We start from the raw sequence: 26,619 nt of genomic DNA, 5'->3' as shown, positions 1-26,619 counted from the left end.
TTACATCATTCCTTTCAGATAGACGAAGCTGAAGATGAAGATCCAAACAACGTCTAGGAAGTGCCAGTAAAGAGAGAAGATAAATGACTTATTCGTTGTTCTTGGTGTTAAGCCATATTTCTTTACTTGAATTAGGATACATGTTCCCCAGAATAACCCGAAAGTTACGTGCGCGCCGTGTGTTCCTAAAGTGGTTAATAGGATTGCACTAAATGCACTTGTTTGTAGTCCTGCGCCAACATGAACATAATGAACGAATTCATAAATTTCAACACCGAGGAAGATAGCCCCAAGTACGATTGTTGCAATAAAGAATCCCATCATTGCTTTTTGGCGACCAAGTCTCATCGCGTGAACCATGAGGCCAATTGTGAAACTACTTGTTAATAGAACGAGTGTTTCAATTAATACAGGTGTGATTTCAAAAATTTCAGCACCCGATGGGCCATCACCTGTACCACCTGACAAAATAAAGTAAGATGCAAATAATGTTGCAAATAACATAACTTCCGCACCGAGGAAAATCCAGAAGCCAAGAATCTTTAAGCGATTTTCATCAGTACTGTACTCAAGAGGGAGAGAGTGATCAATCTTCATTATCTTTTACCTCCCAATTCTTTTTCTGTTTCTTCTATTTCTTCAATAGAAATATATCTTCCATGATCATTTTCAAATGATTGATAAGCCATACAAGCGAAAATACCTAGTGTACAAATAATTAACGGAATCCACATTGCAAAGACGAACGAGAATCCCCACATGAAGAAGATAATTCCCATAATGAATGGAATACCACTGTTGTTCGGCATGTGAATCTTTTCAATTTTATCTGGGAATAACGGTGTGCCTTTTTTCTTTGAATCCCAGAATGTTTCATAGGAATCGATCTTAGGCATAGTTGCAAAATTATACTCAGGAACTGGCGTATGTGTAGCCCATTCAAGTGTACGTGCATCCCAAGGATCTGATCCAATATCTCTTGGTGCATAACGGAAACTATAGTAAATATTATAAACGATTAACGCAAATCCAGCTGCTAACATAAGGGCGCCAACCATAGAAATCATATTCCAAATACCAAATCCACTTGCTTCAGAATAAGTGTACATACGTCTAGCTTGACCATCTAAACCAGAGATGAACATTGGCATAAAGGCAACTAATGTACCAATCGCAATAATCCATGCGCCGATTTTACCAAGACGATCATTTAACATGAAGCCGAACATTTTTGGCCAGTAGTAATAAAGGGCAGCTAGCATTGCGAACACAACCCCAGGAATGATTACCATATGGAAGTGAGCAACTAAGAACATTGTATTATGGTATTGATAGTCAGCTGCTGACATACCAAGCATAACCCCTGTTACACCACCAAGTGTGAAAAGTGGGATAAACAACATTGAGTAAAGCATTGGCGTTGTCATCACGATTTTACCTTTATACAGTGTTAACAACCAGTTGAATATTTTTACACCGGTAGGTACTGCTATTGCCATCGTTGTAATAGAGAAAATACTGTTAACGAAAGCGCCTTGACCCATTGTAAAGAAGTGGTGAACCCATACAACGAATGATAATAGTGAAATGATTACCATTGAAGCAACCATTGATTTATAACCATATAGGTTACGTCTAGCGAAAGTAGAGATTACCTCACTGTAAATACCGAATGCAGGCAAGATTAAGATATATACTTCAGGGTGTCCCCAAACCCAGAAAAGGTTGGCCCATAACATATCCATACCGCCATTTGTTGATGCAAAGAAATGTGTACCGAATAAACGATCTAATGTACCCATTGCAAGCGCAACTGTTAATACAGGGAAAGCAAATACGATAATAACGTTCGTAATTAATGCTGACCAAGTAAACATTGGCATTTTCATTAATGTCATGCCTGGAGCACGCATTTTCAAGATTGTCGTCATAAAGTTGATACCTGTTGCTAATGTACCTAGACCGGCAATCTGTATCGCAATCATATAATAGTTCGTACCGACAGAGGTACTAAATTCATTATCTGCTAACGGGAAGTAAGATGTCCAACCCGCATCTGGTGATCCTCCGATAACGAAAGAGATATTAAATAACATTGCACCGGCAAAGAATAACCAGAAGCTAAGTGCATTAAGACGTGGGAACGCAACATCGCGAGCCCCAATTTGCAGTGGAACAACAAAGTTCATAAACCCGATAATAAATGGCATAGCCATGAAGAGAATCATAACAACACCATGTGTAGTGAATATCTCGTTATAATGCTGTGCATCAAGCAATTTGTTCTCAGGTGCTGATAATTGCGCACGCATCATAATTGCGTCAGCGCCTCCTCGGAATAGCATGAGGATCGCTGCAATAATATACATAATACCTAATCGTTTATGGTCAACAGTTGTTAACCATTCACGCCATAAATAACCCCATTTTTTAAAATATGTTATCCCAACTACAATGGCAATAGAAACAATTGCAATTGCTACCATTGAAGCATAAATAGCTGGACTTGGATGTGGTATGGCAAAACGTTCAAAGAACTCCATCCTGTATACTCCTTTCAGAAGATGTCAATAGACACTTCATCTAATTAATGGCTACTGTGGTCAGTGTGACCTTCGTGCTCATCATGATTTTCATGATTTTCTTCTGAATCTTCATCATTTGATTGATGATGTTCATGCCCTTCAGGTGCTGGGCTAAAGTCTAAATGAGTGCCAGTAAATGTCATCTTACCTAAGTGACCTGGCTCTAGTAACTCTTCAAATTTATCTTCAGTAATTGGATCAGCTGTTTGATGAACTTCATCTACCCATTCCTCAAATTCAACTGGAGACATTGCTGTTACATCAAACGTATTTTCAGCAAAACCTTTTCCGCTGAAGTTTGCATTTCTACCCATGAATTCACCAGGATGATCAGCAGCTAAATGTAATGTTGTTACCATATCGGCCATTGCATATTTCTGTCCGCCAAGTTGTGGAATCCAGAAGCTGGTAATTGGACCGAATGAGTAAAGTTTAAATTCAAGTGCTCGATCTGTAGGTATATATAAGTAATTTACTGTTTCAATATCTTCTTCAGGATAGCTGAAGTGCCATTTCCAGTTAGATGATGATGCATATACAACTAATGGCTCCTTATCTTCATACCCTGGTGGTGTTGCTTCAACTTTATAGTTACTTTGGACAGAAACAAATGATAGATAAGCAACAATTAGTACAGGTATTCCGACACAAACTGCCTCCACCCATTTATTTCCCTCGATGTGAGGTGGTTCATAATCTTTTCCTTGTTTAGATGAACGAAATTTAATGAGCATATATGCAAGCATTGCAAAAACTACAATAACAATGCCAGACATTAACCATATGGACATCATAATATCGTTAGCCTGGACTTCGGCCTGTGGACCTTTAGGATTTAGAACAGTAAGTGGTTCACACCCAGCAAGTACAGCGGCAATGGCAACTATAGCCAATAAAAGAGCCCTTTTCAATTTCATTGATGTACCCCTTTCTATCTTTCTAAAAATCTATTGTTTTATTTGAACGTGAATATCACGCCTGTAACCCTATGTTAGTATCATAAATGGTTAAAAACAATTGAATGTGATAGGTGTCACAAAATGTTCATGAACAAATGATGAATTTGGTCACAAAATGTTCATGAAACTGAAAGTAAAAAGAAAAAATAATATTATTTAAATACTCTATTTTAAGAAAAAACTGAAAAATGAATATTGTATCGTTCAATAAATTTTAAAGGTTGCTTCTGTATTTATTATATTAATATAAATGATATTGCGTATTTGACTAACAGTACCCACAAAAAAAGTGTGAAGTCTTCGAATGGTTTTGAAACGGATGAAAAAAGAGGAGGGTTATCTTGTTAAAGAAATTTGATATTGATCAATTTTTAGACGGTGTATATAACCCGACTGATGATATTCATCATTTAATAGAAATAATTGAAATAGATGATTTACTTGAGAGAACAAAATAGGCCTTTATGTCTTCCACTTTTTGTTTTAGATGTTGTACGATTACTTTTATTAAAATAATCATAACTAAAACTAATCAAATGAAATAATAATGAACATTTTCTTATATTTTTTAAAGGCTATGTTGACATTTACGATATAAGGGTTAATGGAACAATAGATAAAGAAAAGCGGGCAAGTTTTAACCATTAACTTGCCCGCTTTTCTTTATCTATTGATATTTACTTTTGCACTAGCAAGTTTTGCTTTGAATTTTTCTTTCATTATATAACCCATTTTCCAAAAAAACTTTCATAAAGAATAAACATTGAAAAGATAGTAAAACTATAAATATTTCCATCAAAAAATAAAAGTGAAGAGGTGAGGAGAAAATGGAGAAAAGAGTGTTTCTCTCAATTGTCATAGTGTTGTTTAGCTATATATTTATTTCAAGCCCTCAAACAAGCTTTGCCGTTTATGATGCACCTTCTTATGCGAAATGGGGTAAAGAAGCGATGATGATCGCAAAGGAAAAATACCCATCAGCAGATATTGTTGATTATCAGCATCTTGGAAAAGAAGTAAAGGATGAGACAGAAATAGAAAAGTTTAAACTTTGGATGCGTCAACAGGAGATAGAATATGGGCTCTATGTGTTTATTGAATATGATAAAGATTCGGAGAAAATCGTCCGTATTTTAACGAAAAAAACGGACCGTTAACGTATTGTATTTTCTTCTATTAATTGTGCGAGTGGAACAACTTGATTCTTATCTATGTTGTTTCTTTCGCACACCCTTGCCATTTTAGTTAATTCATAGAGATCGACAATGACGATATTTACGCCATCGAAAGTTACTTCATATTCGTTTTGACTTTTTAGTAGTTCCCTCGCTCTAGCTAAATCCATAAGTTCACATCCTCTCTCGTAGTATTTTATTCAGTTTGAATATTTAGTGCACAATTCTACCAATAATAAGGCTTTTGATATATACTTAAATAGGCAAACGGTTTAGAAGTTGAATGATTATCAACTTGTAGACGTTAGTTCATCTTTCCAATTTATTACACTAATAGGCGTGATATAGGAATTAAATTAATTCACTTTTTTAATATAAGTATTTTTTCTAAAAATATTAGCTGTATTTTCGTGATTTTCTCTTTTTTCCCTTTGTATATGCGCCTTTAACGTGGTAAAATGGCTTAGGAAACATTTCGTCCTCTGGAAATTAACATTATTCGGAATTTTAATATACGAAATAATATTGTTACTATCCTAGAATGGATATGGGGCGGAAATAAATTATCCAAATATATTTAAAAAAGAGTTGTGGAGGTAATTTTCCATGAAGAAGCCTTCAGAGGGTAGCGGACCTTTAGAACAAAGTTTTTATGGTCCTAACCTTGGCTATGTAATCGAGCTTTATGAGATGTATTTAGAAAATCCAGAATCAGTTGACCAAGAAATGAGAGAGTATTTTGAGGTTAATGGTTCACCATTGCAACAAACAGGGGTAGCTCCTGTAAGTTTAGGAGCAGAAAGCACTGGCGTAAGTCCAGCACAAATTGAAAAAATTTTATCAGCTATTCGTCTTGCCGATTTTATTCGTTCAAACGGACATAAAGCTGCTGATATTTATCCCCTAGTTAATAGGGAAGAAAAGAATGTTGCTATTTTTGATTTAAGTAATTATGGATTAACAGAAGCAGATTTACGTGCAATACCAGCTCATCTTATATGTACAGATGCGAATATTCCGTTAAGAGATGGATTAGAAGCATTTGAATACTTAAAAAATGCTTATATGGATACGTTAGCATTTGAGTTCACTCATGTTGACAATTTAGAAGAAAAGGATTGGCTTCGTCGCAAGGTTGAAACAAATAGCCTTAAACTTAACTTGCAAAAACCTGAAAAAGCGAAAGTGTACAAAAGATTAACGGAAGTAGAAGAGTTTGAAAAATTCTTACACCGTACTTTCGTCGGTCAAAAACGCTTCTCTATTGAAGGTTTAGATACGATGGTACCAATGTTAGATGAAATTGTATCAGGTTCAGTGGCGAATGGCACAAAAACAATAAATATTGGAATGGCACACCGCGGACGTTTAAATGTGCTTGCTCATGTACTTGGTAAGCCTTATGAGATGATATTCGCGGAATTTCAGCATGCGCCAAACAAAGATCTTGTCCCATCTGAAGGTTCTATTGGTATCAGCTATGGATGGACAGGCGATGTAAAATACCATCTGGGATTAGACAAACAAATCAAGGCTGAAAATACAACAGTTGCAAACTTAACACTTGCGAACAACCCAAGCCATTTAGAGTTCGTTGGTCCTGTAGTTGAAGGATATACAAGAGCGGCTCAAGATAAACGTACTACTGGTGGTTTCCCAGAAGTTAATTACGACGAAGCACTTTCCATCATTATTCACGGAGACGCTGCTTTTCCAGGGCAAGGTGTTGTCGCTGAAACATTAAATCTAGGTCAATTAAATGGCTATAATACTGGTGGTTCCATCCATATTATTGCTAATAACACGATTGGCTTTACAACAGAATCTTATGATTCTAGATCGACTAGATATGCAAGTGATTTAGCCAAAGGCTATGAGGTTCCAATCGTGCATGTAAATGCAGATGATCCCGAAGCAGTCATCAATGCCGCTAAATTAGCTATTGAATATAGAGATAAATTCCATAAAGATTTCTTAATTGACTTAATTGGGTATCGCCGCTTTGGTCACAATGAAATGGACGAGCCGATGACCACAAACCCAGCGATGTATAATATTATCCATAAAAGACCAACGATTAAAGAGCTTTATGGTGAGAAATTAAAAAAAGATCAATACTTATCAGAAGAAGAGGTTACTGCTATTCATTCGGAAGTAGCTGAAAAACTTCAGCAAGCTTACGATAAAGTGCCGGATAAACAAGAAGATGCAACTGAATTAAATCCACCTGAGACAGTGGAAAATGGTATACCAAGCATTCAGACTGCTGTGCCATTAGAGTCTTTACAGCAATTGAATGAAGAACTTCTAAAATGGCCGGAAGAATATAAAGTCTTTAGAAAGCTAAGTAAAATATTACAACGTCGTAAAAATGGACTAGAAGAGGTTGGGAAAATTGATTGGGGTCACGCTGAAACATTAGCATTCGCTTCAATTATTTCAGATGGTACGCCGGTAAGACTTACAGGTCAAGATTCAGAGCGTGGAACATTTGCCCATAGAAATATCATGTTACATGATGAAGTGACAGGTAAATCGTTCTCACCTTTACATCAAATCTCAACAGCTAAAGCTTCATTTGCTGTTCATAATAGCCCGTTGTCAGAAATGGCTGTTCTAGGCTTTGAATATGGTTATAATGTGTCAGCTCCAGAAACTTTAGTTCTTTGGGAAGCACAGTTTGGTGACTTTGCGAACTCTGCACAAGTTATGTTTGATCAATTCATTTCTGCTGGTCGCGCTAAATGGGGACAAAAATCTGGTCTAGTAATGCTTCTTCCACATGGATATGAAGGACAAGGTCCAGAGCATTCAAGTGCAAGATTAGAAAGATTCCTGCAGCTGGCAGCTGAAAACAATTGGACAGTAGCTAACCTTTCTTCAGCAGCACAGTACTTCCATATTTTAAGAAGACAAGCAGCGATTTTGAATCAGGAAGAAGTAAGACCATTGGTCATAATGTCACCTAAGAGTCTTTTACGTAACCCTACAGTTGCTGCAACTGCTAAAGATTTATCAGAAGGACAGTTTAACTCGATTCTCGAGCAATCTGGCCTTGGTGAGAAAAAAGAGCAAGTGAAAAGAATTGTTTTCACATCAGGAAAAATGGCTATTGATTTAGAAGATAAATTAAAAGATATTGAAGATAAAGAGTGGTTCCATATTGTACGTGTAGAAGAGATTTATCCGTTCCCATTTGCTGACATTACTGAAGTAGTAAAACGTTATCCAAATCTTGAAGAAATGATCTGGGTGCAAGAGGAACCGAAGAATATGGGCGCATGGAATTTTGTTGAACCAAGGTTAAAACATATTGCCCCTGACGGAGTAGAGGTAAATTATATCGGTAGACGCCGCCGCTCAAGCACAGCAGAAGGCGATCCAGTCGTGCATAAAAAAGAGCAGCAGAGAATTATTGAAGAATCTTTAACACGTAAGTAATAAGGAGGAAATTATTGTGGCAGATATTAAAGTTCCTGAATTAGCAGAATCAATTACAGAAGGTACGGTCGCTCAGTGGCTAAAACAACCTGGTGATACAGTCAATAAAGGTGATTATGTTGTTGAGCTTGAAACAGACAAAGTAAATGTAGAAATCATTTCTGAATATAGTGGTGTACTTGCAGAATTAAAAGCAGAAGAAGGAGACACTGTGAATGTAGGGGATACCATCGCAGTTGTAAGTGAAGGTGGAGAAGCTCCTGCTCCTAAAGCAGAAGAGAAAAAAGAGGAAGCACCTCAAGAGGTTAAAGAAGAAGCGAAACCAGCTGATTCCAAACCAGCGGAAGATAATAAACAACGCACAATTGCTTCACCGGCAGCTAGAAAAATGGCGCGTGAAAAAGGAATCGATTTAAGTGAAGTTCCAACAACAGATCCTATGGGAAGAGTACGTTCACAAGATGTTGCGAACTACGATCCAAATCAAGCGACACAAGCAGCGCAGCCACAAGCTGCATCTAAGCCAGCTCCTAAGCCAGCAGCAACTGATGCCAATAGTGAAAAACCAGTAGAACGCATCCGTATGAGCCGTCGTCGTCAAACAATTGCGAAAAGACTTGTAGAAGTTCAACAAACATCTGCTATGTTAACAACATTCAATGAAATTGATATGACAAATGTAATGAACTTACGTAAAAAACGTAAAGATAAATTCCAAGAAGAAAATGATGTTAAACTTGGGTTTATGTCTTTCTTCACAAAAGCGGTTGTCGCAGCACTTAAACGTAGCCCGTTATTAAACGCTGAAATTGACGGCGACCAACTAGTTCTTAAAAAATTCTATGACATTGGTATCGCTGTTTCAACAGATGAAGGTTTAGTAGTTCCAGTTGTTAGAGATGCTGACCGTAAAAACTTTGCAGAAATTGAAAAGGATATTATGGGCCTTGGTAAAAAAGCAAGAGATAATAAACTAGCTATTTCTGACTTACAAGGTGGAACATTTACTATTACTAATGGTGGTGTGTTTGGTTCATTATTATCAACACCAATCCTTAATGGACCACAAGTAGGTATCCTAGGGATGCATTCTATCCAAACTCGTCCAGTAGCTATTGATGCTGAAAGAATGGAAAACCGCCCAATGATGTATGTTGCACTTTCTTATGACCACCGTATTGTTGATGGTAAAGAAGCAGTAACATTCCTTAAACGTGTGAAAGAATTAATTGAAGACCCTGAGTCTTTATTATTTGAAGCTTAATTTAAAATAAAAAATAAACTAATACTCAAAAGGGTTTAAAGCGAGGAAGTGAAGCGATTTATTGTTCACTTCCTCGCTTTTTGTTGTAAGTCACCCTTGGTTGAAGCCTTCATCTGAATCTCGAGGGGTATTGTAAAAGGGGAATATCCCTCTATAAGAGAAGAAATCAAAGCTTTGATCCTGTCACAAAAGGAAGAATCACAGCCCTTTAGCAGTAAAACAAGATTGGTGATGGTAACAAATAATATTCACATTTTCCTATATCATTCTTCAACATGCTACTCACACCTTTTATTGTTGCATTAAAAAAAAATCATGTATTCTTCACTATTAATCATAAATTCAAGCACTATAGGAAATAGTAAGGGATATGCACTTGATAAAAAGATTTTTAGATATGTAAAAATGTTGCGTGAAGGAAACTTTATTGATAAAATGCATATTATGATAGAAAAGCAGGAGTGATTACTATGAGAGGAAGGAAAAATAGGATATTGAAATATTCCGTACTGTTCAAAAAGCTAGGTGTTATTTCTGATATGGACTATAAACAGATACTACAAAATAATGAAATCCAAACCACTAAGGAAATAAAGCAAAGATAATTAAAATGAGATGGATATCTTCCGCGTCACCGAAAGGATAAAAAATAAAAAGGCGAGCAAATATTTGCTCGCCTTATGCTTTACTCTTTAAATGGTTTTAATCCCCGTTTTTGAATTTCATCTTTAAGTATCCGAATCCATTCCTTTTCAGAACCTGACTTTAATGCATCACGATACGAGACGACCAACTGTTCATTACTCATTATCTTCATTTGATACATACCTCCTAGGTAAAGGATTGAATATTCTTTTATTTATTGTAAACGTTATCCCCTGTTTTGAAAAGGAGAAATGTATAAAAATTTTAATTGTTAAGGAAATGTAAAATGTTTATAAAGGACACACAATTAAATTAAGAAGTAAAAGTTGTGTGAAAAACATTCATAGATAAGTAGAAAAGTTATGGTAAACTAATCTTAGCTAAGGTAAAGTTGGATGAATTTTCTTTTAATGAAAGGGGTATCCTTCAATGCAACTTGATCATATCGTTCATTTTATTAAACGAAACCCGCAAGAGATTATCGATTATTTATCTGTTATGAATATAAAAGCGGTTCAGGGTGGTAGACATGAAAAATGGGGAACATATAATAGTTTATTGTACTTAAACTCATCTTATATAGAATTTTTAGCAATAGAAAATAAAGCGAAGGCTACGCAATCAGATAACCCTTTAGTACAACAAGCTGTGCAGGATTTATCTACATTTGAAGGGTTAGGTCAAGTATGTTTTCGCACAGAAAATATTGAAGCGTTAAAGCAAGAATTGAATGAAAAGGGATATAAAACCTATCCGATCTTTCCTGGAGAACGGATGAGGGCAGATGGGCAAATGATTAGATGGAAGATGCTATTTTTGCAAGCAAAACGAGAAGTGCCTTTTCCTTTTTTTATTCAATGGGAACAAGATGACCATACGAGATATGAAGAATTCAAATCATTAGGTATGATAGATCAACAACTTATCCATACAAAAATAAAGGGCATTAAGTATAATGTAGAGTCACCTGAAGAAACAGCTGCAGAATGGCGTGAGTTGTTTCAAGGAAAACAACACGGTACAAACGTTATGATTGCAGACGTATCCTTTGAGTTTGCAGCATATAACAAAAAATACGCCAATAAGAACCGTCCCGTTCATATCACATTACAACCTTTTTTGAAGAACGAGGAAACAATACAACTCTTTGGCTCTTCTTATCATTCGTTATAGAAAGAGGGGTGTCATATGCACATATATGAAACGAAACGAATGTCATTCTTTGTATTTAAAAAAGAGTATATTAAGCAAATGAATGAAATTTGGGGCAATCAGGAAGTGATGGCCAGAAGTGGAGGAGCAGTTGCTTCCGTTAAGATTCCTAAAATCGTCAAATGGTATGAAGACTGTCATAAAGAGTACGGCCTATCGGTATATAGTTTAAAAGATAAGAAAAACAATGAAGTTATTGGAGCGGCTGGATTTAATATTGATGCATCAGTAAAACGAATTGAATTAATTGCCCATTTCAGAAAATCGTATTGGCATAAAGGCTATGCGACAGAAGCTATCACAGGTTGTATCAAATTAGCTAAAAGGCATAAAAAAGTAAAATATATTCAAGCCTCATGTGATCCAAAAAACGAAGCATCCATAAGAATTATGGAAAAATTAGGGTTTACGTTATTAGGAAAAGAGTGGTTTGAAGACACTCGCCAAGAAGAACTTGTATATGAGTTGAAATTATTTTAATAACGATAAACTGGAGGAAAATGATATGGAAACTACTACGTTTAATAAAGTAAAAGAATACGAGGCAGTCATCCTCAGTTCTTGGACATATCCATCTCCTTACGATTTTTATAATCACGCTCAAACAGAAGACAGTAAACAAGAGTGGCTAACGGGAAACTACTTTTGTATATATAAACAGGAAGAAATGATTGGTTTTTTTTGTTACGGTGAATCAGCAAGAGTACCGGTGAATAGCAGTCATCTATATATAGATGATTGCATTGATATTGGCATAGGGATGAGACCGGATTTAACAGGAAAGGGATTGGGAAGCAGTTTTTTAACCACGATCCTTATGGAAATAGAAGTGCTCTTCCCAAGCACCCCAATAAGGTTAACAGTGGCTTCCTTTAATCAACGAGCCATCCATCTCTATGAAAAACTCGGTTTTAGAATTCAACACCATTTTCAAAGAAAAAGTACAAACTTTTATATAATGGTAAGAAAAAAATAAAGGAAATTATACGAGAAGGTTCGAATATATAAATATTCGAGCTTTTTTATTTTTATTAGAATAAATCTACATTTGTTTTTAACTGTTGGACATAAAGCACCATCGGAATATGAAAATTTAGAAACTTGGGTTGGTTCATTTTGAAATTGACTTTAAAATGATAAGGACTAAAATAATACATTCAAAATTCGCATAAAAAAAATGAAAGCGTTTCAATTTTAATTTTCTGAGGAGGAAAAAAATTGTCTGAATTATTAAATATAACGATTGGCGATTTATTAGAAAAAAGAGCAGAAGAAAATACTAATCATGAAGCATTAGTCTATGCAGATAGAGGTTTGAGGTACACATATCATAGCTTTAATGAGTATTGTCGTACAGTTGCTAAAGGTTTCATGAAGCTCGGCTTAGAAAAAGGAGAACATGTAGCGATTTGGGCTTCTAATACACCTGAATGGGTAAGTGCTCAGTTTGCAACAGGTAAAATCGGATCTGTGTTAGTAACTGTCAATACGAATTATCAAGCCGCTGAACTTGAATACTTATTACAACAATCTGATGCTACCACTATTATTTTAATGGAAAAATACCGCGACCAATCATATATTGATATTCTCTATAAAATCGCACCAGAATTAAAAACATCGCAGCCGGGCCAGTTAAAATGTAGCAAGCTTCCCTTTTTAAAAAACGTCATCGTGTTAGGAGAGAAGCGCTTTGCTGGCACCTACAGTTGGGAAGATGTTGTAGCTCTTGGTGAAGGATGTAGTGATGAGAGTTTAAATGAGCGTTTGCTTTCACTTCAGCCGGATGATGTGATTAACATGCAGTATACCTCAGGAACAACTGGATTTCCGAAAGGCGTTATGCTCACACATAGTAATGTCGTGAATAACGCATTAAATATTGCCGCTTGTATGAAGCTCACAAAAGATGATCGACTATGTATTCCTGTACCATTCTTCCATTGCTTTGGTTGTGTCATAGGCACCTTGGCTTGTGTGTCAGTTGGAGCAACGATGGTACCTGTACAGGAATTTCAACCTGATACCGTTTTACAAACGGTTGAACAAGAGAAATGTACGGCCCTTCATGGAGTGCCAACAATGTTTATAGCTGAAATCAATAGCAAAAATTTCACAAAATATAATTTACAATCATTGCGAACAGGTGTGATGGCTGGTTCCAATTGTCCGATTGAAGTAATGAAGGCTGTTATTGAAAAAATGGGTATTGAAGAGATTACAATTTGTTATGGCCAAACGGAATCTTCACCAGTTATTACACAAACACGCACTGATGATCCTATTAATTTACGCGTGGAATCAGTTGGTCGAGCATTGCCAGAAGTTGAAGTGAAAATTGTTGAACCTGGGACAGCACATGAAGTGCCAATTGGTACTCAAGGGGAACTATGCACAAAAGGATATCATGTTATGAAAGGTTATTATAACAATCCCGAAGCGACAGAACAAGCTATCGACAAAGAGGGATGGTTGCACACTGGGGATTTAGCTATTATGGATGAGAATGGTTATTGTAAAATAACAGGTCGCCTGAAAGATATGATTATAAGAGGGGGAGAAAACGTATACCCTAGAGAAATTGAAGAATTTCTCTATAGTCATCCAGATATTTTAGATGTTCAAGTTGTAGGTGTTCCTGATGAGATATACGGTGAAGAGGTAATGGCATGGATTATTTTAAGAGACTATGCCAACATTACGGCTGAAGAAGTTAAAGAATATTGTAAAGGCAGAATATCCAAGCATAAAATACCTAAACATATTACTTTTACGAAAGAATATCCAATGACTGCTTCTGGTAAAATACAAAAATTCAAATTAAAGGAACAAGCGATTCAATCCATTACTGCACAGAAATGATGAGTGAAAAGAAGAAATCAAATATAAAAAGTGGAGAGTAAAGAACAAGAGACAAGGCAAATCGTTTGCCTTGTCTCTTATTCACCCAAATGCTTAGCTTTATTGGATATTGGTGATATTTAGTTAAGGTAAAAATATGGTAAAAAATTGTTAATATGGAGGGAATCACTTTCGAATTGTTGAATATTGTAGGAGGAGGAAGAATAAGTATATTACTATAGTGACAATAAAGGAGCGCATTTATGGGTATGGCAACGATTCACCTCTTTGTGTATGGCACATTACGAAAAAATGAGATCCATCATGATTATTTAACTGAAGCTCGTTTAGTGGCCGAACAAGCTTGGATAAATGGAGTCATGTTTGATACGGGTGATGGTTATCCGAGAGTCGAATTATCAGATAAACTAGCTGAAAAAGTATATGGAGAATTATACGTTTTAAGTGCCGAACATTTAGAGGCAATTGATGTTTTAGAAGGGTATGTAAAAGATGACAAGCATTCATTATCTGTAAGAAAAAAAGTACACGTATATACGGATCAGGGAGTGCGACAAGGTTTTATTTATGTTTCCCCCGCTGAAGGTCTACAGCAAGATGCAATTAAAGTTTCAGACTGGAAGGTATACAATCTGCAAATGAATTCCCCAAAGACATTTTACTATTTTGCATATGGGTCTTGTATGGATACTGAAAGATTTATGAAAGCTGGAGTTGGCCATTTTTTTAAAAATGTCGTCGGTATAGGTGTATTAAAAGGCTATCAAATGGGCTATTATTTCTATGCACCTGATGGGAATCGAGCGGACATCATTGAAGGTTCTGGTGAAACAGAAGGTATTGTTTATCAATTACCGATAGAAGCAATAGATTATTTATTCCAAAGAGAAGGAGTCACTGTTGGTCACTATCGACCGACTTTTGTTAATTTGACAATTGAAGGGGAAATATATAAAGATGTGTTAACCTTCCATGTTTATGATAAAAATCCCCAGTCTTCACCACCATCCTTTTATGCGAGGGAGATTTTGCGTGCAGCTGAAGGGAGACTCAGTTATAAATATGTTCAGCATTTAAAAGAAGAGATAAATAAGCTTGGAGTCGTGAATTAAACAAAGAAGTTTACTATAAGCTACTTTGGTGGTATATAACAATGTCACCAAAGATGAAAGAAGGTCGTCTAAATGAAACAATTGACGAAAACATGCTTCTTTGAGATTGTTTATGATAAGCAACATTATCAATACTTGGAAATGATTAGAGTCGATTATATTTGTGATATACTATATATAACATTTAAAGATTTTTTCACAAGTGAAATGTATACTTTTGAAAAGGAAAAAATTTCTTTTTTACAAAAAGTATTTCTATAAAAACACATTTCAAATAAGTATTTACCATCCTAAATAGAAAAAATCACTATACAGCTTGCAGAACACATTTAATTTTTTTACACTGTATAAGAGAACACATAAGGAGTGGCAAAAATGATTCATCAAACATGGCATGAAAGTGACACGTTAAAAAAGGTAAAATGTGTACATACGAATGCAGCAAAATATATTGTTAATCGTGCTTTAACTGAAGGAAAAATCTATGATGTGAAAAATGAAACAGAAGAGTTTTTCTTCATTGTTGACAACTCTGGTAAAGTTAGTGGTTTTTATAAAGACTATTTTAAAGAAGTTTAAGGCAAAAAGCTGTCAGATTGACTGACAGCTTTTTCGTGTGCAAAAAAATAGCTAAGTTCATAATATATGTAAAATGTACCTTTGAGAATTCTTGCAGGTGGTGAAAGAGCTGGGACCATAGAGGAAAGCATTGAACCGAATTTTTATCATTACTTGAATGGATGGGAATAGGTTTTTTTATGATTAATACTTACAAAATCTGTTATGTATAATTAGGACTGATAGGGAGATTCCCTACCAGACCATAAATTGACCATTATTCATGATTAGGAAACATTCGTTTCACTGTTTCACTAAATTCATCGAAGAAGCCTTCAATTGGTTTTCCATTGCGAACATCTTTTGCATATGTGTCCACACGGTTGTAGAAATCAGGGTTTACTGATACATAGACATCATCAATGTTCTGGTCAGTTGATTTTACTTGATCAGCGATTTTCTTTTCTAGATCTTGTGTTAATTCATTACCATTCGCTAAGGTTGCTGCCACATAGGCATTGTCGCCAGTAAGTAAAACCCGTGCTCTTTTAACTTCGTCCATTTGTGTAATATTATCTGCTGTTTTATCGGCAAACCTCATTGAATGTTGTGTTCCATCATAATCGACATTACGAGTATGAATATTGTTGTCAATACTTGGTCTATCATTGTTACCATTTCTTTCATATCCAACTTTTGCGGGGTCATGCATATCTGGTGCTCTATAAGCAGTGTCGTTCGTATCTTGTCCATTATTCATGCCACAAGCTGTTAATAGTAGAGAACTTGAAAGAGCAACAGCAATGATTGTACCTTTCATCTTTTAACATCCTTTCTTTTTTTCTTTCACTGTTAGCTTGGCTCATTTAATCGATAGTATGCATAAACAATTTTTTTGAAGCAAGGAGGTAAAGGATGAAGTATCTATATATTGGAATTGGCGGGATGATAGGTGCAAGCATGAGGTTTGCTATCACAATTGTCATCGGACAGTTTTGGCAGAGTGCATTTCCTTTAGATATTTTGATAATTAATGTGTTTGGTGCCTTTATTCTCGGTTATTTATCGTCCATCACATTACCGATTGATCCTAATCTTAAACAAGCAATCACTGTAGGGGTAATTGGATCATTTACCACATTATCGACTGTTAGTGCGGATACGGTTTTATTAGTTGAAAATGGATTTATCATTCAAGCTTTTGTATATATCGTATTTAATATCGCACTAGGTTTAGTGATGGCCTATCTTGGTATTGTTTTTGGTAAACGTAAAGAGGTGAGGGGAACAAATGAGTGAAATACTTTATGTGATGATAGGTGGATTTTTTGGTGCAATAGCCCGTTTCTCCTTATCAACGTTGATAAATAGCAAAACCAACTCACTCTTTCCCTATGGAACGGTTATCGTTAATTTACTTGGTTGTTTCTTAATGGGTGTGGTTGTTCACTTTCTACATTGGGAAAATGTATCAGCTTTACTTGTAGTTGGTTTTTTGGGGGCATTTACAACTTTTTCATCTGTTCAGTTGGAGATGGTGGAATTAATTGTGAAGAAACAAAAGATGGCATTTTTATATTTTTTTGTTACTTATATAGGCGGGATAGCCCTTTTCATGTTAGGCTTAATAATGTTTCCATAAATCGGTTGTTCATTTATGGACAAGTATTGAATACATATTTAATAGGATCGAAACAAAAGGGGAATGAAAATGGTTGTAAAAGTAGTGAATAAGGTGAATTATCGTGTCAATTTTTTCTAATCAAAAATTAATTCAAATAGTAAAATATGTTATGCCATGTATTATTTTGCTCATTGTAATAATGGAAGCAAATAAATTTTTTAAAGATTTCAACTGGGCTTTACTTGAGCATTATTTGGATGAGCTTTCATTTTGGCGAATTTTTTTCATTATTATTCTAGGATTAATTTGTTTGTCTCCAATGTTTTTTTATGATGTTATTTTAAATCGATTACTGCAGGTTAAAATTCCGATGCAAAAACTGTTAGGGTATTCGTTATCTGCAAATGCTTACTCAAACTTAATTGGGTTTGGCGGGGTAGCCGGCGCAACATTAAGAACGGTTTATTACCGCCCCTACTTAGACAATAATATCCCATATATTAAGGTAATCGCTAAACTGTCATTATTTTATCTTTGTGGTTTATCCATCTTGTCTTGGATTGTATTATTCAATGGATCTGAACTTTTCTCAGAGTTAAGATTAGCTCATCTTGCTATTTGGATTGTTGCGCTTTATACCCCTCTACTGCTTTTTGTCTATTTTATTAAAAGAAAACTGCAAAGTTTGCCTATCAAGAGGGAGTTTATAACGGAACTATTAATGATCTCTGTGTTTGAATGGATATTTGTCGTTATTTGTATTTGGGGTATTTTAAATATAGTCGGTGTCAATTTTTCTTTATTTTCTGTTTTCCCAATTGTCATTGTAGCTGCTTGTGCTGGCATAATAAGTATGTTACCTGGGGGAATTGGTTCGTTTGATTTAGTTATTCTAATCGGTTTTGAATCTCACGGAATACCTGCAGAATTAACATTTATGGTTTTAATGTTTTATCGCCTTAGCTATTACTTTATTCCTGCGGTAGTTGGTACACCGGTTGTTTTGACTACTATTTGTGGACATTTAAAAACAAAAAATTTTTTCAGCTAAGGATGAAATAATAAAAAATCGACTATTTAGATTTAAACTGCATGCATACTGGAATGTGGGCAAATATATAAAGTTGGTTAGACTAGAGATAAGAGGGCTTAAAAAGGGCGGTGTTAATCAATCATATTAAATGTGATTATGGAGATAGAAAAAAATCAAAGAGAAAATAGTAAGCTTAGGAGTGAGAAATGGACTAAGACCAGTGTCGATTTAAATCCAATGTATATATAGAGGGAATGTAAGATTATAATATTGAAAAGTAAAATGCGCACACAATTTAGATGTATGCGCATTCGTTCACTTTTTAAAAAGATAATATCATTAAGAGGCTCTTTTATCGACTGCCTTAGTTGATAATTGATTCGTAAAAAGTAATCGAGCACTAATGAGTCGTTTTCTAACTAGCAATCCAATCCATGCTGCCATCAACGCTTTAATAAAACCACCGATAATAAATGGAGCGAACCCTGACAGAAATGCTGCGGTCCAACTTAAGTCAGCCATCCACTTTAACCACGCCGTTCCAATAATTAACGTAATAAACATACCTATGATATTTGCTGTAAGCGCATGTGCAAATGTGAATTTTGTTTTCTCAAGGTATTTAGCCATAATCCATACTACTGGTATATAGCTAATTAAATAGCCACCAGTCGGTCCGACAATAACTGAGAAACCTGCAGAAAACTCTGCAAAAACGGGCACGCCAGCACATCCTAGGGCTAAATATAAGAGTACGGAAAAAGTGCCATATTTCGACCCTAAAATGACGGCTGCTAATCCAATGGCTAATGTTTGTCCAGTAATTGGGACAAGTGGCAAAGGGATAATTAATTGTGCCATAATCCCAATAATAGCTGCGAATAATGCTGTCGTAAGGAGCGATCTTAATCGTAATTGTTCTTTCGTCAATTCTTTCACCTCATTTATAATGTTAACCTTATGTATAATATAGTTTACATTATAATTTGGAGGGGTTTTTATGTCAACTATGTTTTGTTTTTGGTTTACTTATTTATCGTGCTTTTATATATTCTTTTAATTGTTTCTAAATGCATCCCTTCATGAAAGGTAGAAAAAAGGATACATTCGCCAACTGTTTGAAAAGTAATCCCCATTTTATTGGTGAATGGGGTTGGCAAGGTTTTAGTAAATTTGTTTTTGGTAACGGAAATGACTCTCTCTGTCTGTTCTTGTAATACACCTTTGATTTCTAAAATAGATGGCGTATTGCCTTGCCAAAGATGTGGTGCAGTACCTGCAGCAAAAAATGTTTCATACTCACTTCCAATCCCCATTCGCTCTCCTGTTAGTTCAAATACAAGTCTCTCCTGTATATAAGCGATATGACCGAAATTCCAGTGAATATTATTATTAAATCCTTTTGGTACAGTCGAAATGAATGCTGGATTTATTTTATCAAGTGATTGGATTGTTAATAAACGTACTGTTTGTATATGATTTGAGACATTTTCAATCATGGTTTCTTTCCTTTCCAAAAAAAGTATTATTCCTCCTCTCATATATTCTTTAGGAAAAAAGAAAACTCCTGCAATCAAATAAATCATTAGAGTTGAAGTTTCTTTAAAGTAGGGTAAAATATAATTAACAATTATCAAGTTGTTAATTAATTCATGGTGGTGGGGCAATTACCTTATGACTAAAAAATATCGAACACCAGATGGCTATACAGCAGATATTGCTGTTTTTACCATCGTAACAGAAGAATCTAAACCATTTACTCCACCCGATATGAGCTTAAACCTTTTGTTAATTGAAAGAGCTAAGTGGAATACAGAAGGGGAGTTAAACACAGAGGGAGGGAAATGGGCGCTGCCAGGCGGCTTTGTTGGCGTTCATGAAAACGCCTTACAAGCAGCTGTTAGGGAATTAAAAGAGGAAACTGGGATTGATTGTGTGCATATGAAGCATTTTGGTATATACGATGAACCCGGTCGTGATAATAGAGGTTGGATCATATCCAATGCGCATTATGCAATTATCTCTGAGGAAGACTTAAGGGAAATGAATGCAAATGATGACGCATCTGCCGTTAAATTAGTGAATATTCATGATGTCCTGCAATTAGAACTTGCATTTGATCACCGACAGATTATTTGTGATGCATTGAGCGTAATAAAAAGAGAGCTGTTACAAACAACAGCTGCAAAAAATTTATTACAAGATGAATTTACATATTCAGAATTACAAGCCGTATTATCAACAGTTACAAAAGATCCCGCTATACTAAATGAGCAAGCATTTGCTAGAAAAATTAAATCCCTTCCTTTTATAGAAAAGGTTGAGGGTAAAACCACGCAAAGAACGTCAAAAAAAGCAACGCAATTATATAGGTTTAATGAAGTCGAAGTAGTGAAACCTATATATACAGGTCGATACCAAGAAAGATAACGGGGGAGATACTAGTGGCAAGGGCTTTGATTAATATCGATTATACCAATGATTTTGTTAACGGAGCATTACCTTGTGGGGAACCGGCAATTGCTATTGAAGATGAAATTGTACGAATAACAGCTGATTTTATCAAAAATGGTGATTTAACGATCTTGGCTATCGATAGACACGAAAAAAATGATCATTTTCATCCTGAAACAAGGCTATACCCGCCTCATAATATAAACGGCACAGTAGGTAGAGAGCTATATGGTAATTTAAAACAAGTTTATGAGGAAAATAAGGGTTTAGAGCATGTAAAGTGGTTAGATAAAACAAGGTACAGTGCATTCTGCGGGACGAATTTAGAACTTTTACTAAGAGAACGAAACATTAACGAATTGCATTTAGTTGGCGTTTGTACAGATATATGTGTGTTACACACTGCTGTAGATGCCTATAACAAAGGGTTTTCAATTGTTGTCTATGAAAGAGCTACAGCAAGTTTTAACGAAATAGGTCATAAATGGGCACTCGAACATTTTAGTGGTTCTCTGAATGCAATAGTTAAATAACGAAAAAGGGGTATAAAATAGTATGAACAAGCCATATCCAGATGACAGCATGGCATTACACACAGACTTATATCAAATTAATATGGCACAAACCTATTGGCAAGATGGTATCCATGATAGAAAAGCGGTTTTTGATATTTATTTTAGGAAACTACCTTTTGGGAATGGCTATGGCGTGTTCGCTGGTCTTGAGCGCATCATTGATTACCTGCAAGGGTTCGAATTTTCTAAAAGTGATATTGCTTATTTGCGAGATGAATTACACTATCCAGAAGCGTTTCTTGATTATTTAGCGGATTTGCGTTTTACAGGTAATATTCGTTCAATGATTGAAGGAGAGCTTGTTTTTGCCAACGAACCAATTGTACGAATTGAAGCACCGCTTGCTCAAGCGCAATTAATAGAAACAGCATTATTAAATATCATCAACTTCCAAACATTAATTGCTACGAAAGCTGCACGGATTATGGAAGTGTTAGATGATGGTGTGGCAATGGAGTTCGGTTCCCGAAGAGCCCAAGAAATGGATGCCGGTGTTTGGGGAGCAAGAGCAGCTGTAATTGGCGGGTTTGGGGCTACGTCAAATACGCGTGCTGGTAAAATGTTTAATATCCCAGTAGCTGGGACACATGCTCACTCACTTGTACAAGCATATAAAAATGAATATATCGCTTTTCATAAATATGCACAAACACATAAAGATTGTACCTTCCTTGTTGATACATACGATACGCTTCGTTCTGGTGTACCAACGGCTATTAAGGTAGCAAAAGAGTTAGGTGATCGTATTAATTTTGTCGGTATTCGAATTGATAGCGGGGACTTAGCTTATTTATCTAAAGAAGCTAGAAAAATGTTAGATGAAGCTGGATTTACTAACACAAAAATTGTTGCTTCTAACGATTTAGATGAATATACAATTATGAATCTTAAAGCACAAGGTGCCAAAATTGATTCTTGGGGTATTGGGACAAAGTTGATTACAGGTTATGACCAACCTGCACTGGGTGCTGTGTATAAAATGGTGTCTATAGAAAATGAAGCTGGGGAAATGGAAGATACAATTAAAATTAGTGGGAATCCAGAAAAAGTAACAACCCCAGGTTTGAAACGTGTTTATCGAATTATAAATAGGGAAAATCACAAATCAGAGGGTGATTATATCGCGCTTGAGAGTGAAAATCCTAAAGAAGAAGAACGTTTAAAAATGTTCCACCCTGTCCACACCTATATTAGTAAGTTTGTCACCAATTTCGAAGCGAAAGACTTACATCAGGACATTTTTAGTGATGGAAAATTAGTTTATGAAAAGCCTAGTCTTCAAGAGATACAAGGATATGTGAAAGAAAACCTATCTCTATTATGGCATGAGTATAGAAGGTCATTAAATCCGGAAGAATATCCTGTAGATTTAAGTCCAAATTGCTGGAATAACAAAATAGAACTGATTGATTCAATAAAGAAAAAAATTAAAGATAGCCTAAATGCTAAAGCTTGATGAAAGGATGAGGAATGATGTCCATACAAGAAAAGATTCGCGCTGATTTAAATGTCAAATCATTGATTGATCCGAAAGAAGAGATCATTGAACGAATCAATTTTTTAAAAAATTATGTCAAGCAGGCTCGTGCAAAAGGATTTGTATTGGGTATAAGTGGTGGTCAAGATTCTTCACTAGCCGGACGATTAGCACAGATAGCAGTAGAAGAATTACGGGCGGAAGGATATGAAGCCAAGTTCGTGGCGATTCGATTACCATACGGAGAACAGCATGATGAAGATGACGCACAAAAAGCATTGCGATTTATTCAACCGGATGAAACATATGTTTATAATGTGAAATCACCAGTCGATGAGATTCAAAAAGTATATAATGAAGTGGCCGATATTGCTGAGCTAAAAGATTTCCATAAAGGGAATGTGAAAGCAAGAACACGTATGATTGCCCAATATATTTTCGGTGGAGAAATGGGTCTTTTAGTAATTGGTACGGACCACGCTGCAGAAGCAGTTACAGGATTTTATACAAAGTACGGTGATGGAGGAGCAGACTTATTGCCACTAGCAGGCTTATCTAAGCGACAAGGTAAAGCTCTATTAAAAGAACTAGGTGCAGAAGAGAGCATCTATATGAAAGTACCGACAGCAGATTTACTTGATCAAACACCAGGACAAGCTGATGAGACAGAACTAGGAATTACTTATGATGAGCTTGATGACTATTTAGAAGGAAAAGAAGTCAGTGCGGAAGCTGCAAAGAAAATTGAGCAAAGGTATATCATAACGGAACATAAAAGACAAATGCCAGCATCTATGCATGACGATTGGTGGAAATAATCTTGTAGGCAGACTGCTAGTTGGCAGTCTGTTTTTTTAACAGGTAAGTGTAATTAACCAACATGATTAGGGGGATAACCAATCTACTGAATTTAAAAGCTAATAAACAACTAAATAAGTAGACAGTGTTAACATATCACGAAGATAAAACGAAGGTAAAAGTCGGGCCAAAACGGTTTGCGTTACTTCAAATAGAAAACCTGAATGAATACCGAGTATAAGTCGTTTTCACCGAATCATTGTGCATTTTCGCTAAATTATTGAGCAAATGCTACATAATCTCCCCTTATTTTTGTTCAATAACAGAAAGGAAAAAAAAGAATGGATCTAAAAAAGATCCATCCCGCTTCTATCGATTTACATGTCTACCTTTATTTTTTCTTGGCCATACTTTTTCTTCTATTTTTTCGTATACTTCTAAAAGTGTCGTGAACAATTGCATTCTACCTATAAGGTTATACATGATAATCGCACAAATGATGGCAATGAGTGCCCCTGTTATCACATCAAATGGATAATGAACACCAACCCATATTCGTGAGATACCTACTAATACAGAAAGAATGGGCCACAATACATTTTTCTTATTAAATAACCAAAAGACGATACAGAATGAAAAGAATAATATCGTATGATCACTTGGAAAAGAATTATTTGCCGTTTTATCTATAAGCTGATTGACATTATCCAATTCGACAAAAGGTTGGTAGTTAAAGTGAAGTTTGCTAACAACGAACTTACCAATAATTTCAGCTAAAATAAATGTGAATCCTGCCGTCATCACCATATAGCGATGTTTTGTTTTACGTGTAAACCAATACATCAAAGTTATTAAGGCTAATAATATTACGGTATATTCGGCAATAAAAACAATTATTGGGTTCAAATCTGGATATTCAAAGCCTAGGTCATTTATTCCTCTAAATAAACTAATATTGATTTCGTTCATCTCTCAATACCTTTCTATTCTATCAGTTTCTAGTGTCATTACTCCATTATAATCATTTTTCCTATTGCTGTCATCTGATTCTAACAAGTAACTAACATTATCATAAGAATAGACGAGAATAAAGGCAAATTCCCTACACCATTGTTCAATAAAATTTTTAATGACGTAATAAAGTAAATTCAGAGCAGATTTCAAATTTATAGGTAATGATTTTTCCTGCATTACCTTTCATTTACTATCTAAGCTTCTTTTACCCAATGTAGGCAACAATTACCGCTATAATAGTTTAATAGATTTTGGTTTAATATGAATATGAAAAAAATAACTAAATACTTATCATTATTTTTGTTAACTGTTACTCTTGTCTTTGGAATGAAAAATATAGCAAGTGCTCAAACCATACATACAGTGCAATCCGGAGATACAATGTGGAAAATAGCGGTGAAGTATCAAGTAGGGGTGCAAGAGATTATTCAAGCTAATAAACAAATTGGGAATCCCAACCTAATTTGCCCTGGTCAAACAGTTCAAATTCCATCCACTGCTCAAGCAACAATATCAATGGAATCTCAAGTCGTTCAGCTTGTAAACGAAGAGCGCGTTAAAGTGGGTTTAACACCATTAAAAGAAAATTGGGAGCTCGCGCGAGTGGCACGCTTTAAATCTCAAGACATGATCGATCATCGTTACTTTAGTCATCAATCTCCTACATATGGCACTCCTTTTCAAATGATAAAAGATTTTGGTCTAACATACAATGCAGCAGGGGAAAACATTGCAGCTGGCCAAACAAGTGCACAAGCTGTTGTAACAGCATGGATGAATAGCGATGGACACCGTAAAAATATCTTATCTAGTCAGTTCACTGAGATTGGTGTTGGCTATGTTAAAGGTGGTTCTCACGGTCATTATTGGACACAAATGTTTATTTCAAAATAATAATATAGAAGGAAATTCTACTGTCGTACGAGTTACGGCAGTTTTTTTATGAAGCATATTGCGATTACCGAATTGTGTTTTTTAAGGTTATGTTTTAGCGCTCTTTAACTAGTTTACTGTATTGAATTTATTATCGAATAAATTCTTGAAAACAGAATACTGGTAAAAATAATAAAGGCTATGTATCTCTTTTGCAGGTTTGATAAGTTCGTTGGAGAAGAAACCCAATCATAGATACGATAGCACCAAAAAGAAAAACCATATCTTTAGACACCTTTGTCCCTCCTGAAAATTAAATTATAAGAAAATAGAATCGTTGTTTATGATTTTTGATTTTTCCAAGCGATATTCTCTGGATACATAAAGGAGATTATAATAGGAAAACGAACAAATCAAAAGTATATTCAATTTGTTCGCTTCATTATTCATTGGCTATTGTCTATGTTGAATATTCTTAGAGAAAATGATAATTATTGTACAACAATGTAAGCAATCATTTTTCCGTGATCTTCCTCTTGGGAATGGTTATGGCAGATGAGTTGATAGGTACCTTTTTCGTCAAATTGGAGGGGGACTTTAGTTTCTTCTCCTTTTTGAACCACACCTTTAATATCAGTTCCCTCTATATAAAAGGAATGTTCCTTACCCATCACACCTAGTATGTTTAAATTGACCTTTTCTCCGACCTCTAAAAATACAGTTCCTGGATCCCAGCGATAGACTTCCATTTCTTCCCCATTTTCCATTGTTGTTTTATATTCCGTTGTTACCATTTCAATCTCCCTTGTCGTTTCTGTCGTATTCCCAAACACCGCTAAACTCCCATTTTTTGATATAAGCCATACCGAAGCAGATGCAATAAGGGCAATTAATAATAAAACAGTGATTATCGTTTGCTTTGTAATAATTAGAAACTTCATTCTATCTCTCCTCATTA

At 35.4% G+C, this 26,619-nt stretch carries 28 protein-coding genes; 18 read left to right on the top strand and 10 right to left on the bottom strand.

The genetic code is table 11. The features are described from left to right. From qoxC to qoxA, 3 genes are read right to left on the bottom strand one after another with little or no spacing between them, the layout of a single operon-like run. Positions 1 to 597 carry a cytochrome aa3 quinol oxidase subunit III gene (gene qoxC, locus MKX83_RS13155; RefSeq protein WP_095373124.1) on the bottom strand — a complete coding sequence of 199 codons (597 nt, stop codon included), beginning with the start codon at positions 595 to 597 and terminating at the stop codon, positions 1 to 3. After that, positions 597 to 2,543 (bottom strand): cytochrome aa3 quinol oxidase subunit I, encoded by a 1,947-nt coding sequence (gene qoxB / locus MKX83_RS13150; protein ID WP_307313633.1) that lies wholly within the window; start codon positions 2,541 to 2,543, stop codon positions 597 to 599. The genes qoxC and qoxB overlap by 1 nt, the downstream gene beginning before the upstream one ends. A gap of 44 nt (positions 2,544 to 2,587) precedes the next feature. Continuing rightward, positions 2,588 to 3,502, bottom strand: coding sequence for a cytochrome aa3 quinol oxidase subunit II (qoxA, locus tag MKX83_RS13145; protein WP_095373125.1), 915 nt, complete (start codon positions 3,500 to 3,502; stop codon positions 2,588 to 2,590). Positions 3,503 to 4,371: 869 nt separating this feature from the next. On the opposite strand from qoxA, the gene MKX83_RS13140 reads away from it, so the two are divergent. Continuing rightward, positions 4,372 to 4,701 (top strand): DUF3889 domain-containing protein, encoded by a 330-nt coding sequence (locus tag MKX83_RS13140; protein WP_095373126.1) that lies wholly within the window; start codon positions 4,372 to 4,374, stop codon positions 4,699 to 4,701. Here the strand turns inward: MKX83_RS13140 and MKX83_RS13135 are convergent. After that, positions 4,698 to 4,889 (bottom strand): small, acid-soluble spore protein, H family, encoded by a 192-nt coding sequence (locus MKX83_RS13135; protein ID WP_341055756.1) that lies wholly within the window; start codon positions 4,887 to 4,889, stop codon positions 4,698 to 4,700. The two genes, MKX83_RS13140 and MKX83_RS13135, sit on opposite strands and share 4 nt — an antisense overlap. A gap of 436 nt (positions 4,890 to 5,325) precedes the next feature. Between MKX83_RS13135 and MKX83_RS13130 the strand changes: the two genes are divergently transcribed. Continuing rightward, positions 5,326 to 8,160, top strand: coding sequence for a 2-oxoglutarate dehydrogenase E1 component (locus tag MKX83_RS13130; RefSeq protein WP_341055755.1), 2,835 nt, complete (start codon positions 5,326 to 5,328; stop codon positions 8,158 to 8,160). A gap of 16 nt (positions 8,161 to 8,176) precedes the next feature. Next, a complete protein-coding gene (odhB, locus tag MKX83_RS13125; protein WP_095373129.1) occupies positions 8,177 to 9,424 on the top strand; it encodes a 2-oxoglutarate dehydrogenase complex dihydrolipoyllysine-residue succinyltransferase in 1,248 nt (415 codons plus the stop codon). 685 nt (positions 9,425 to 10,109) lie between these two features. Here the strand turns inward: odhB and sda are convergent. Beyond that, entirely contained in the window at positions 10,110 to 10,241 is a 132-nt protein-coding gene (gene sda, locus MKX83_RS13120) for a sporulation histidine kinase inhibitor Sda (RefSeq protein ID WP_095373130.1), read from the bottom strand. A gap of 257 nt (positions 10,242 to 10,498) precedes the next feature. Here sda and MKX83_RS13115 point away from each other — a divergent pair, with 257 nt between their 5' ends. The 7 genes from MKX83_RS13115 to MKX83_RS13085 all read left to right on the top strand — a co-directional run bounded on the left by MKX83_RS13115 (position 10,499) and on the right by MKX83_RS13085 (position 15,834). After that, entirely contained in the window at positions 10,499 to 11,242 is a 744-nt protein-coding gene (locus tag MKX83_RS13115) for a VOC family protein (RefSeq protein ID WP_341055754.1), read from the top strand. 15 nt (positions 11,243 to 11,257) lie between these two features. Continuing rightward, positions 11,258 to 11,761, top strand: coding sequence for a GNAT family N-acetyltransferase (locus MKX83_RS13110; RefSeq protein WP_095373132.1), 504 nt, complete (start codon positions 11,258 to 11,260; stop codon positions 11,759 to 11,761). A gap of 25 nt (positions 11,762 to 11,786) precedes the next feature. After that, complete coding sequence (locus tag MKX83_RS13105; protein ID WP_095373133.1) at positions 11,787 to 12,257, top strand: GNAT family N-acetyltransferase; 471 nt, start codon at positions 11,787 to 11,789, stop codon at positions 12,255 to 12,257. Positions 12,258 to 12,499: 242 nt separating this feature from the next. Continuing rightward, positions 12,500 to 14,143: an AMP-binding protein gene (locus MKX83_RS13100; protein ID WP_341055752.1), complete on the top strand. Its 1,644-nt coding sequence runs from the start codon at positions 12,500 to 12,502 to the stop codon at positions 14,141 to 14,143. 242 nt (positions 14,144 to 14,385) lie between these two features. Next, positions 14,386 to 15,255: a gamma-glutamylcyclotransferase gene (locus MKX83_RS13095; RefSeq protein WP_307313644.1), complete on the top strand. Its 870-nt coding sequence runs from the start codon at positions 14,386 to 14,388 to the stop codon at positions 15,253 to 15,255. 72 nt (positions 15,256 to 15,327) lie between these two features. Next, a complete protein-coding gene (locus tag MKX83_RS13090) occupies positions 15,328 to 15,516 on the top strand; it encodes a hypothetical protein (protein WP_095373135.1) in 189 nt (62 codons plus the stop codon). Between the two features lie 114 nt (positions 15,517 to 15,630). Beyond that, entirely contained in the window at positions 15,631 to 15,834 is a 204-nt protein-coding gene (locus MKX83_RS13085; RefSeq protein ID WP_095373136.1) for a DUF6501 family protein, read from the top strand. Positions 15,835 to 16,090: 256 nt separating this feature from the next. Here MKX83_RS13085 and MKX83_RS13080 read toward each other — a convergent pair whose 3' ends face one another. Beyond that, entirely contained in the window at positions 16,091 to 16,633 is a 543-nt protein-coding gene (locus MKX83_RS13080) for a YhcN/YlaJ family sporulation lipoprotein (RefSeq protein WP_095373137.1), read from the bottom strand. Between the two features lie 95 nt (positions 16,634 to 16,728). Here MKX83_RS13080 and crcB (MKX83_RS13075) point away from each other — a divergent pair, with 95 nt between their 5' ends. The 3 genes from crcB (MKX83_RS13075) to MKX83_RS13065 all read left to right on the top strand — a co-directional run bounded on the left by crcB (MKX83_RS13075) (position 16,729) and on the right by MKX83_RS13065 (position 18,488). After that, a complete protein-coding gene (crcB, locus tag MKX83_RS13075; RefSeq protein WP_341055750.1) occupies positions 16,729 to 17,112 on the top strand; it encodes a fluoride efflux transporter CrcB in 384 nt (127 codons plus the stop codon). Then, on the top strand, positions 17,105 to 17,455 hold the full coding sequence (crcB, locus tag MKX83_RS13070; protein ID WP_341055748.1) for a fluoride efflux transporter CrcB: 351 nt from the start codon (positions 17,105 to 17,107) through the stop codon (positions 17,453 to 17,455). The genes crcB (MKX83_RS13075) and crcB (MKX83_RS13070) overlap by 8 nt, the downstream gene beginning before the upstream one ends. A 103-nt stretch (positions 17,456 to 17,558) precedes the next feature. Further along, positions 17,559 to 18,488: a lysylphosphatidylglycerol synthase domain-containing protein gene (locus MKX83_RS13065; protein WP_307313650.1), complete on the top strand. Its 930-nt coding sequence runs from the start codon at positions 17,559 to 17,561 to the stop codon at positions 18,486 to 18,488. Positions 18,489 to 18,809: 321 nt separating this feature from the next. Here MKX83_RS13065 and MKX83_RS13060 read toward each other — a convergent pair whose 3' ends face one another. Both MKX83_RS13060 and MKX83_RS13055 read right to left on the bottom strand, forming a co-directional pair. After that, complete coding sequence (locus MKX83_RS13060) at positions 18,810 to 19,400, bottom strand: biotin transporter BioY (RefSeq protein ID WP_328198051.1); 591 nt, start codon at positions 19,398 to 19,400, stop codon at positions 18,810 to 18,812. Positions 19,401 to 19,495: 95 nt separating this feature from the next. Next, positions 19,496 to 19,987, bottom strand: coding sequence for a DinB family protein (locus MKX83_RS13055; protein WP_322909432.1), 492 nt, complete (start codon positions 19,985 to 19,987; stop codon positions 19,496 to 19,498). Between the two features lie 157 nt (positions 19,988 to 20,144). On the opposite strand from MKX83_RS13055, the gene MKX83_RS13050 reads away from it, so the two are divergent. Genes MKX83_RS13050 through nadE form a run of 4 tightly spaced genes read left to right on the top strand, consistent with a single transcriptional unit; the run spans position 20,145 to position 23,794 of the window. Then, positions 20,145 to 20,900, top strand: coding sequence for an NUDIX hydrolase (locus tag MKX83_RS13050; RefSeq protein ID WP_095373140.1), 756 nt, complete (start codon positions 20,145 to 20,147; stop codon positions 20,898 to 20,900). A 14-nt stretch (positions 20,901 to 20,914) separates the two neighbouring features. Then, positions 20,915 to 21,457, top strand: coding sequence for a cysteine hydrolase family protein (locus MKX83_RS13045; protein ID WP_307313655.1), 543 nt, complete (start codon positions 20,915 to 20,917; stop codon positions 21,455 to 21,457). Positions 21,458 to 21,479: 22 nt separating this feature from the next. Then, positions 21,480 to 22,955 (top strand): nicotinate phosphoribosyltransferase, encoded by a 1,476-nt coding sequence (locus tag MKX83_RS13040; RefSeq protein ID WP_095373142.1) that lies wholly within the window; start codon positions 21,480 to 21,482, stop codon positions 22,953 to 22,955. A gap of 17 nt (positions 22,956 to 22,972) precedes the next feature. Further along, positions 22,973 to 23,794 (top strand): ammonia-dependent NAD(+) synthetase, encoded by an 822-nt coding sequence (gene nadE, locus MKX83_RS13035; protein ID WP_328198058.1) that lies wholly within the window; start codon positions 22,973 to 22,975, stop codon positions 23,792 to 23,794. Between the two features lie 349 nt (positions 23,795 to 24,143). Here the strand turns inward: nadE and MKX83_RS13030 are convergent, their stop codons facing one another. Further along, complete coding sequence (locus MKX83_RS13030; protein WP_095373144.1) at positions 24,144 to 24,743, bottom strand: undecaprenyl-diphosphatase; 600 nt, start codon at positions 24,741 to 24,743, stop codon at positions 24,144 to 24,146. A 372-nt stretch (positions 24,744 to 25,115) separates the two neighbouring features. Between MKX83_RS13030 and safA the strand changes: the two genes are divergently transcribed. Next, positions 25,116 to 25,682 (top strand): SafA/ExsA family spore coat assembly protein, encoded by a 567-nt coding sequence (gene safA / locus MKX83_RS13025; protein ID WP_445293184.1) that lies wholly within the window; start codon positions 25,116 to 25,118, stop codon positions 25,680 to 25,682. Positions 25,683 to 26,152: 470 nt separating this feature from the next. Here safA and MKX83_RS13020 read toward each other — a convergent pair whose 3' ends face one another. Continuing rightward, complete coding sequence (locus tag MKX83_RS13020; RefSeq protein ID WP_095373146.1) at positions 26,153 to 26,602, bottom strand: cupredoxin domain-containing protein; 450 nt, start codon at positions 26,600 to 26,602, stop codon at positions 26,153 to 26,155. Positions 26,603 to 26,619 lie beyond the last annotated feature (17 nt).

Source organism: Cytobacillus sp. FSL M8-0252 (assembly GCF_038007345.1).
Lineage (GTDB): Bacteria > Bacillota > Bacilli > Bacillales > Cytobacillaceae > Cytobacillus > Cytobacillus kochii.
Note: the sequence above shows the minus strand (reverse complement) of the source record. Positions and strands in the feature narration are given on the sequence as shown.

Excerpts from the sequence above, each read along its gene's own strand:
- qoxC (WP_095373124.1), bottom strand. The coding sequence starts at position 597 with ATGAAGATTGATCACTCTCTCCCTCTTGAGTACAGTACTGATGAAAAT.
- qoxB (WP_307313633.1), bottom strand. The coding sequence starts at position 2,543 with ATGGAGTTCTTTGAACGTTTTGCCATACCACATCCAAGTCCAGCTATT.
- qoxA (WP_095373125.1), bottom strand. The coding sequence starts at position 3,502 with ATGAAATTGAAAAGGGCTCTTTTATTGGCTATAGTTGCCATTGCCGCT.
- MKX83_RS13140 (WP_095373126.1), top strand. The coding sequence starts at position 4,372 with ATGGAGAAAAGAGTGTTTCTCTCAATTGTCATAGTGTTGTTTAGCTAT.
- MKX83_RS13135 (WP_341055756.1), bottom strand. The coding sequence starts at position 4,889 with ATGGATTTAGCTAGAGCGAGGGAACTACTAAAAAGTCAAAACGAATAT.
- MKX83_RS13130 (WP_341055755.1), top strand. The coding sequence starts at position 5,326 with ATGAAGAAGCCTTCAGAGGGTAGCGGACCTTTAGAACAAAGTTTTTAT.
- sda (WP_095373130.1), bottom strand. The coding sequence starts at position 10,241 with ATGAAGATAATGAGTAATGAACAGTTGGTCGTCTCGTATCGTGATGCA.
- MKX83_RS13115 (WP_341055754.1), top strand. The coding sequence starts at position 10,499 with ATGCAACTTGATCATATCGTTCATTTTATTAAACGAAACCCGCAAGAG.
- MKX83_RS13110 (WP_095373132.1), top strand. The coding sequence starts at position 11,258 with ATGCACATATATGAAACGAAACGAATGTCATTCTTTGTATTTAAAAAA.
- MKX83_RS13105 (WP_095373133.1), top strand. The coding sequence starts at position 11,787 with ATGGAAACTACTACGTTTAATAAAGTAAAAGAATACGAGGCAGTCATC.
- MKX83_RS13095 (WP_307313644.1), top strand. The coding sequence starts at position 14,386 with ATGGGTATGGCAACGATTCACCTCTTTGTGTATGGCACATTACGAAAA.
- MKX83_RS13090 (WP_095373135.1), top strand. The coding sequence starts at position 15,328 with ATGAAACAATTGACGAAAACATGCTTCTTTGAGATTGTTTATGATAAG.
- MKX83_RS13085 (WP_095373136.1), top strand. The coding sequence starts at position 15,631 with ATGATTCATCAAACATGGCATGAAAGTGACACGTTAAAAAAGGTAAAA.
- MKX83_RS13080 (WP_095373137.1), bottom strand. The coding sequence starts at position 16,633 with ATGAAAGGTACAATCATTGCTGTTGCTCTTTCAAGTTCTCTACTATTA.
- crcB (WP_341055750.1), top strand. The coding sequence starts at position 16,729 with ATGAAGTATCTATATATTGGAATTGGCGGGATGATAGGTGCAAGCATG.
- crcB (WP_341055748.1), top strand. The coding sequence starts at position 17,105 with ATGAGTGAAATACTTTATGTGATGATAGGTGGATTTTTTGGTGCAATA.
- MKX83_RS13050 (WP_095373140.1), top strand. The coding sequence starts at position 20,145 with ATGACTAAAAAATATCGAACACCAGATGGCTATACAGCAGATATTGCT.
- MKX83_RS13040 (WP_095373142.1), top strand. The coding sequence starts at position 21,480 with ATGAACAAGCCATATCCAGATGACAGCATGGCATTACACACAGACTTA.
- nadE (WP_328198058.1), top strand. The coding sequence starts at position 22,973 with ATGTCCATACAAGAAAAGATTCGCGCTGATTTAAATGTCAAATCATTG.
- MKX83_RS13030 (WP_095373144.1), bottom strand. The coding sequence starts at position 24,743 with ATGAACGAAATCAATATTAGTTTATTTAGAGGAATAAATGACCTAGGC.
- safA (WP_445293184.1), top strand. The coding sequence starts at position 25,116 with ATGAAAAATATAGCAAGTGCTCAAACCATACATACAGTGCAATCCGGA.
- MKX83_RS13020 (WP_095373146.1), bottom strand. The coding sequence starts at position 26,602 with ATGAAGTTTCTAATTATTACAAAGCAAACGATAATCACTGTTTTATTA.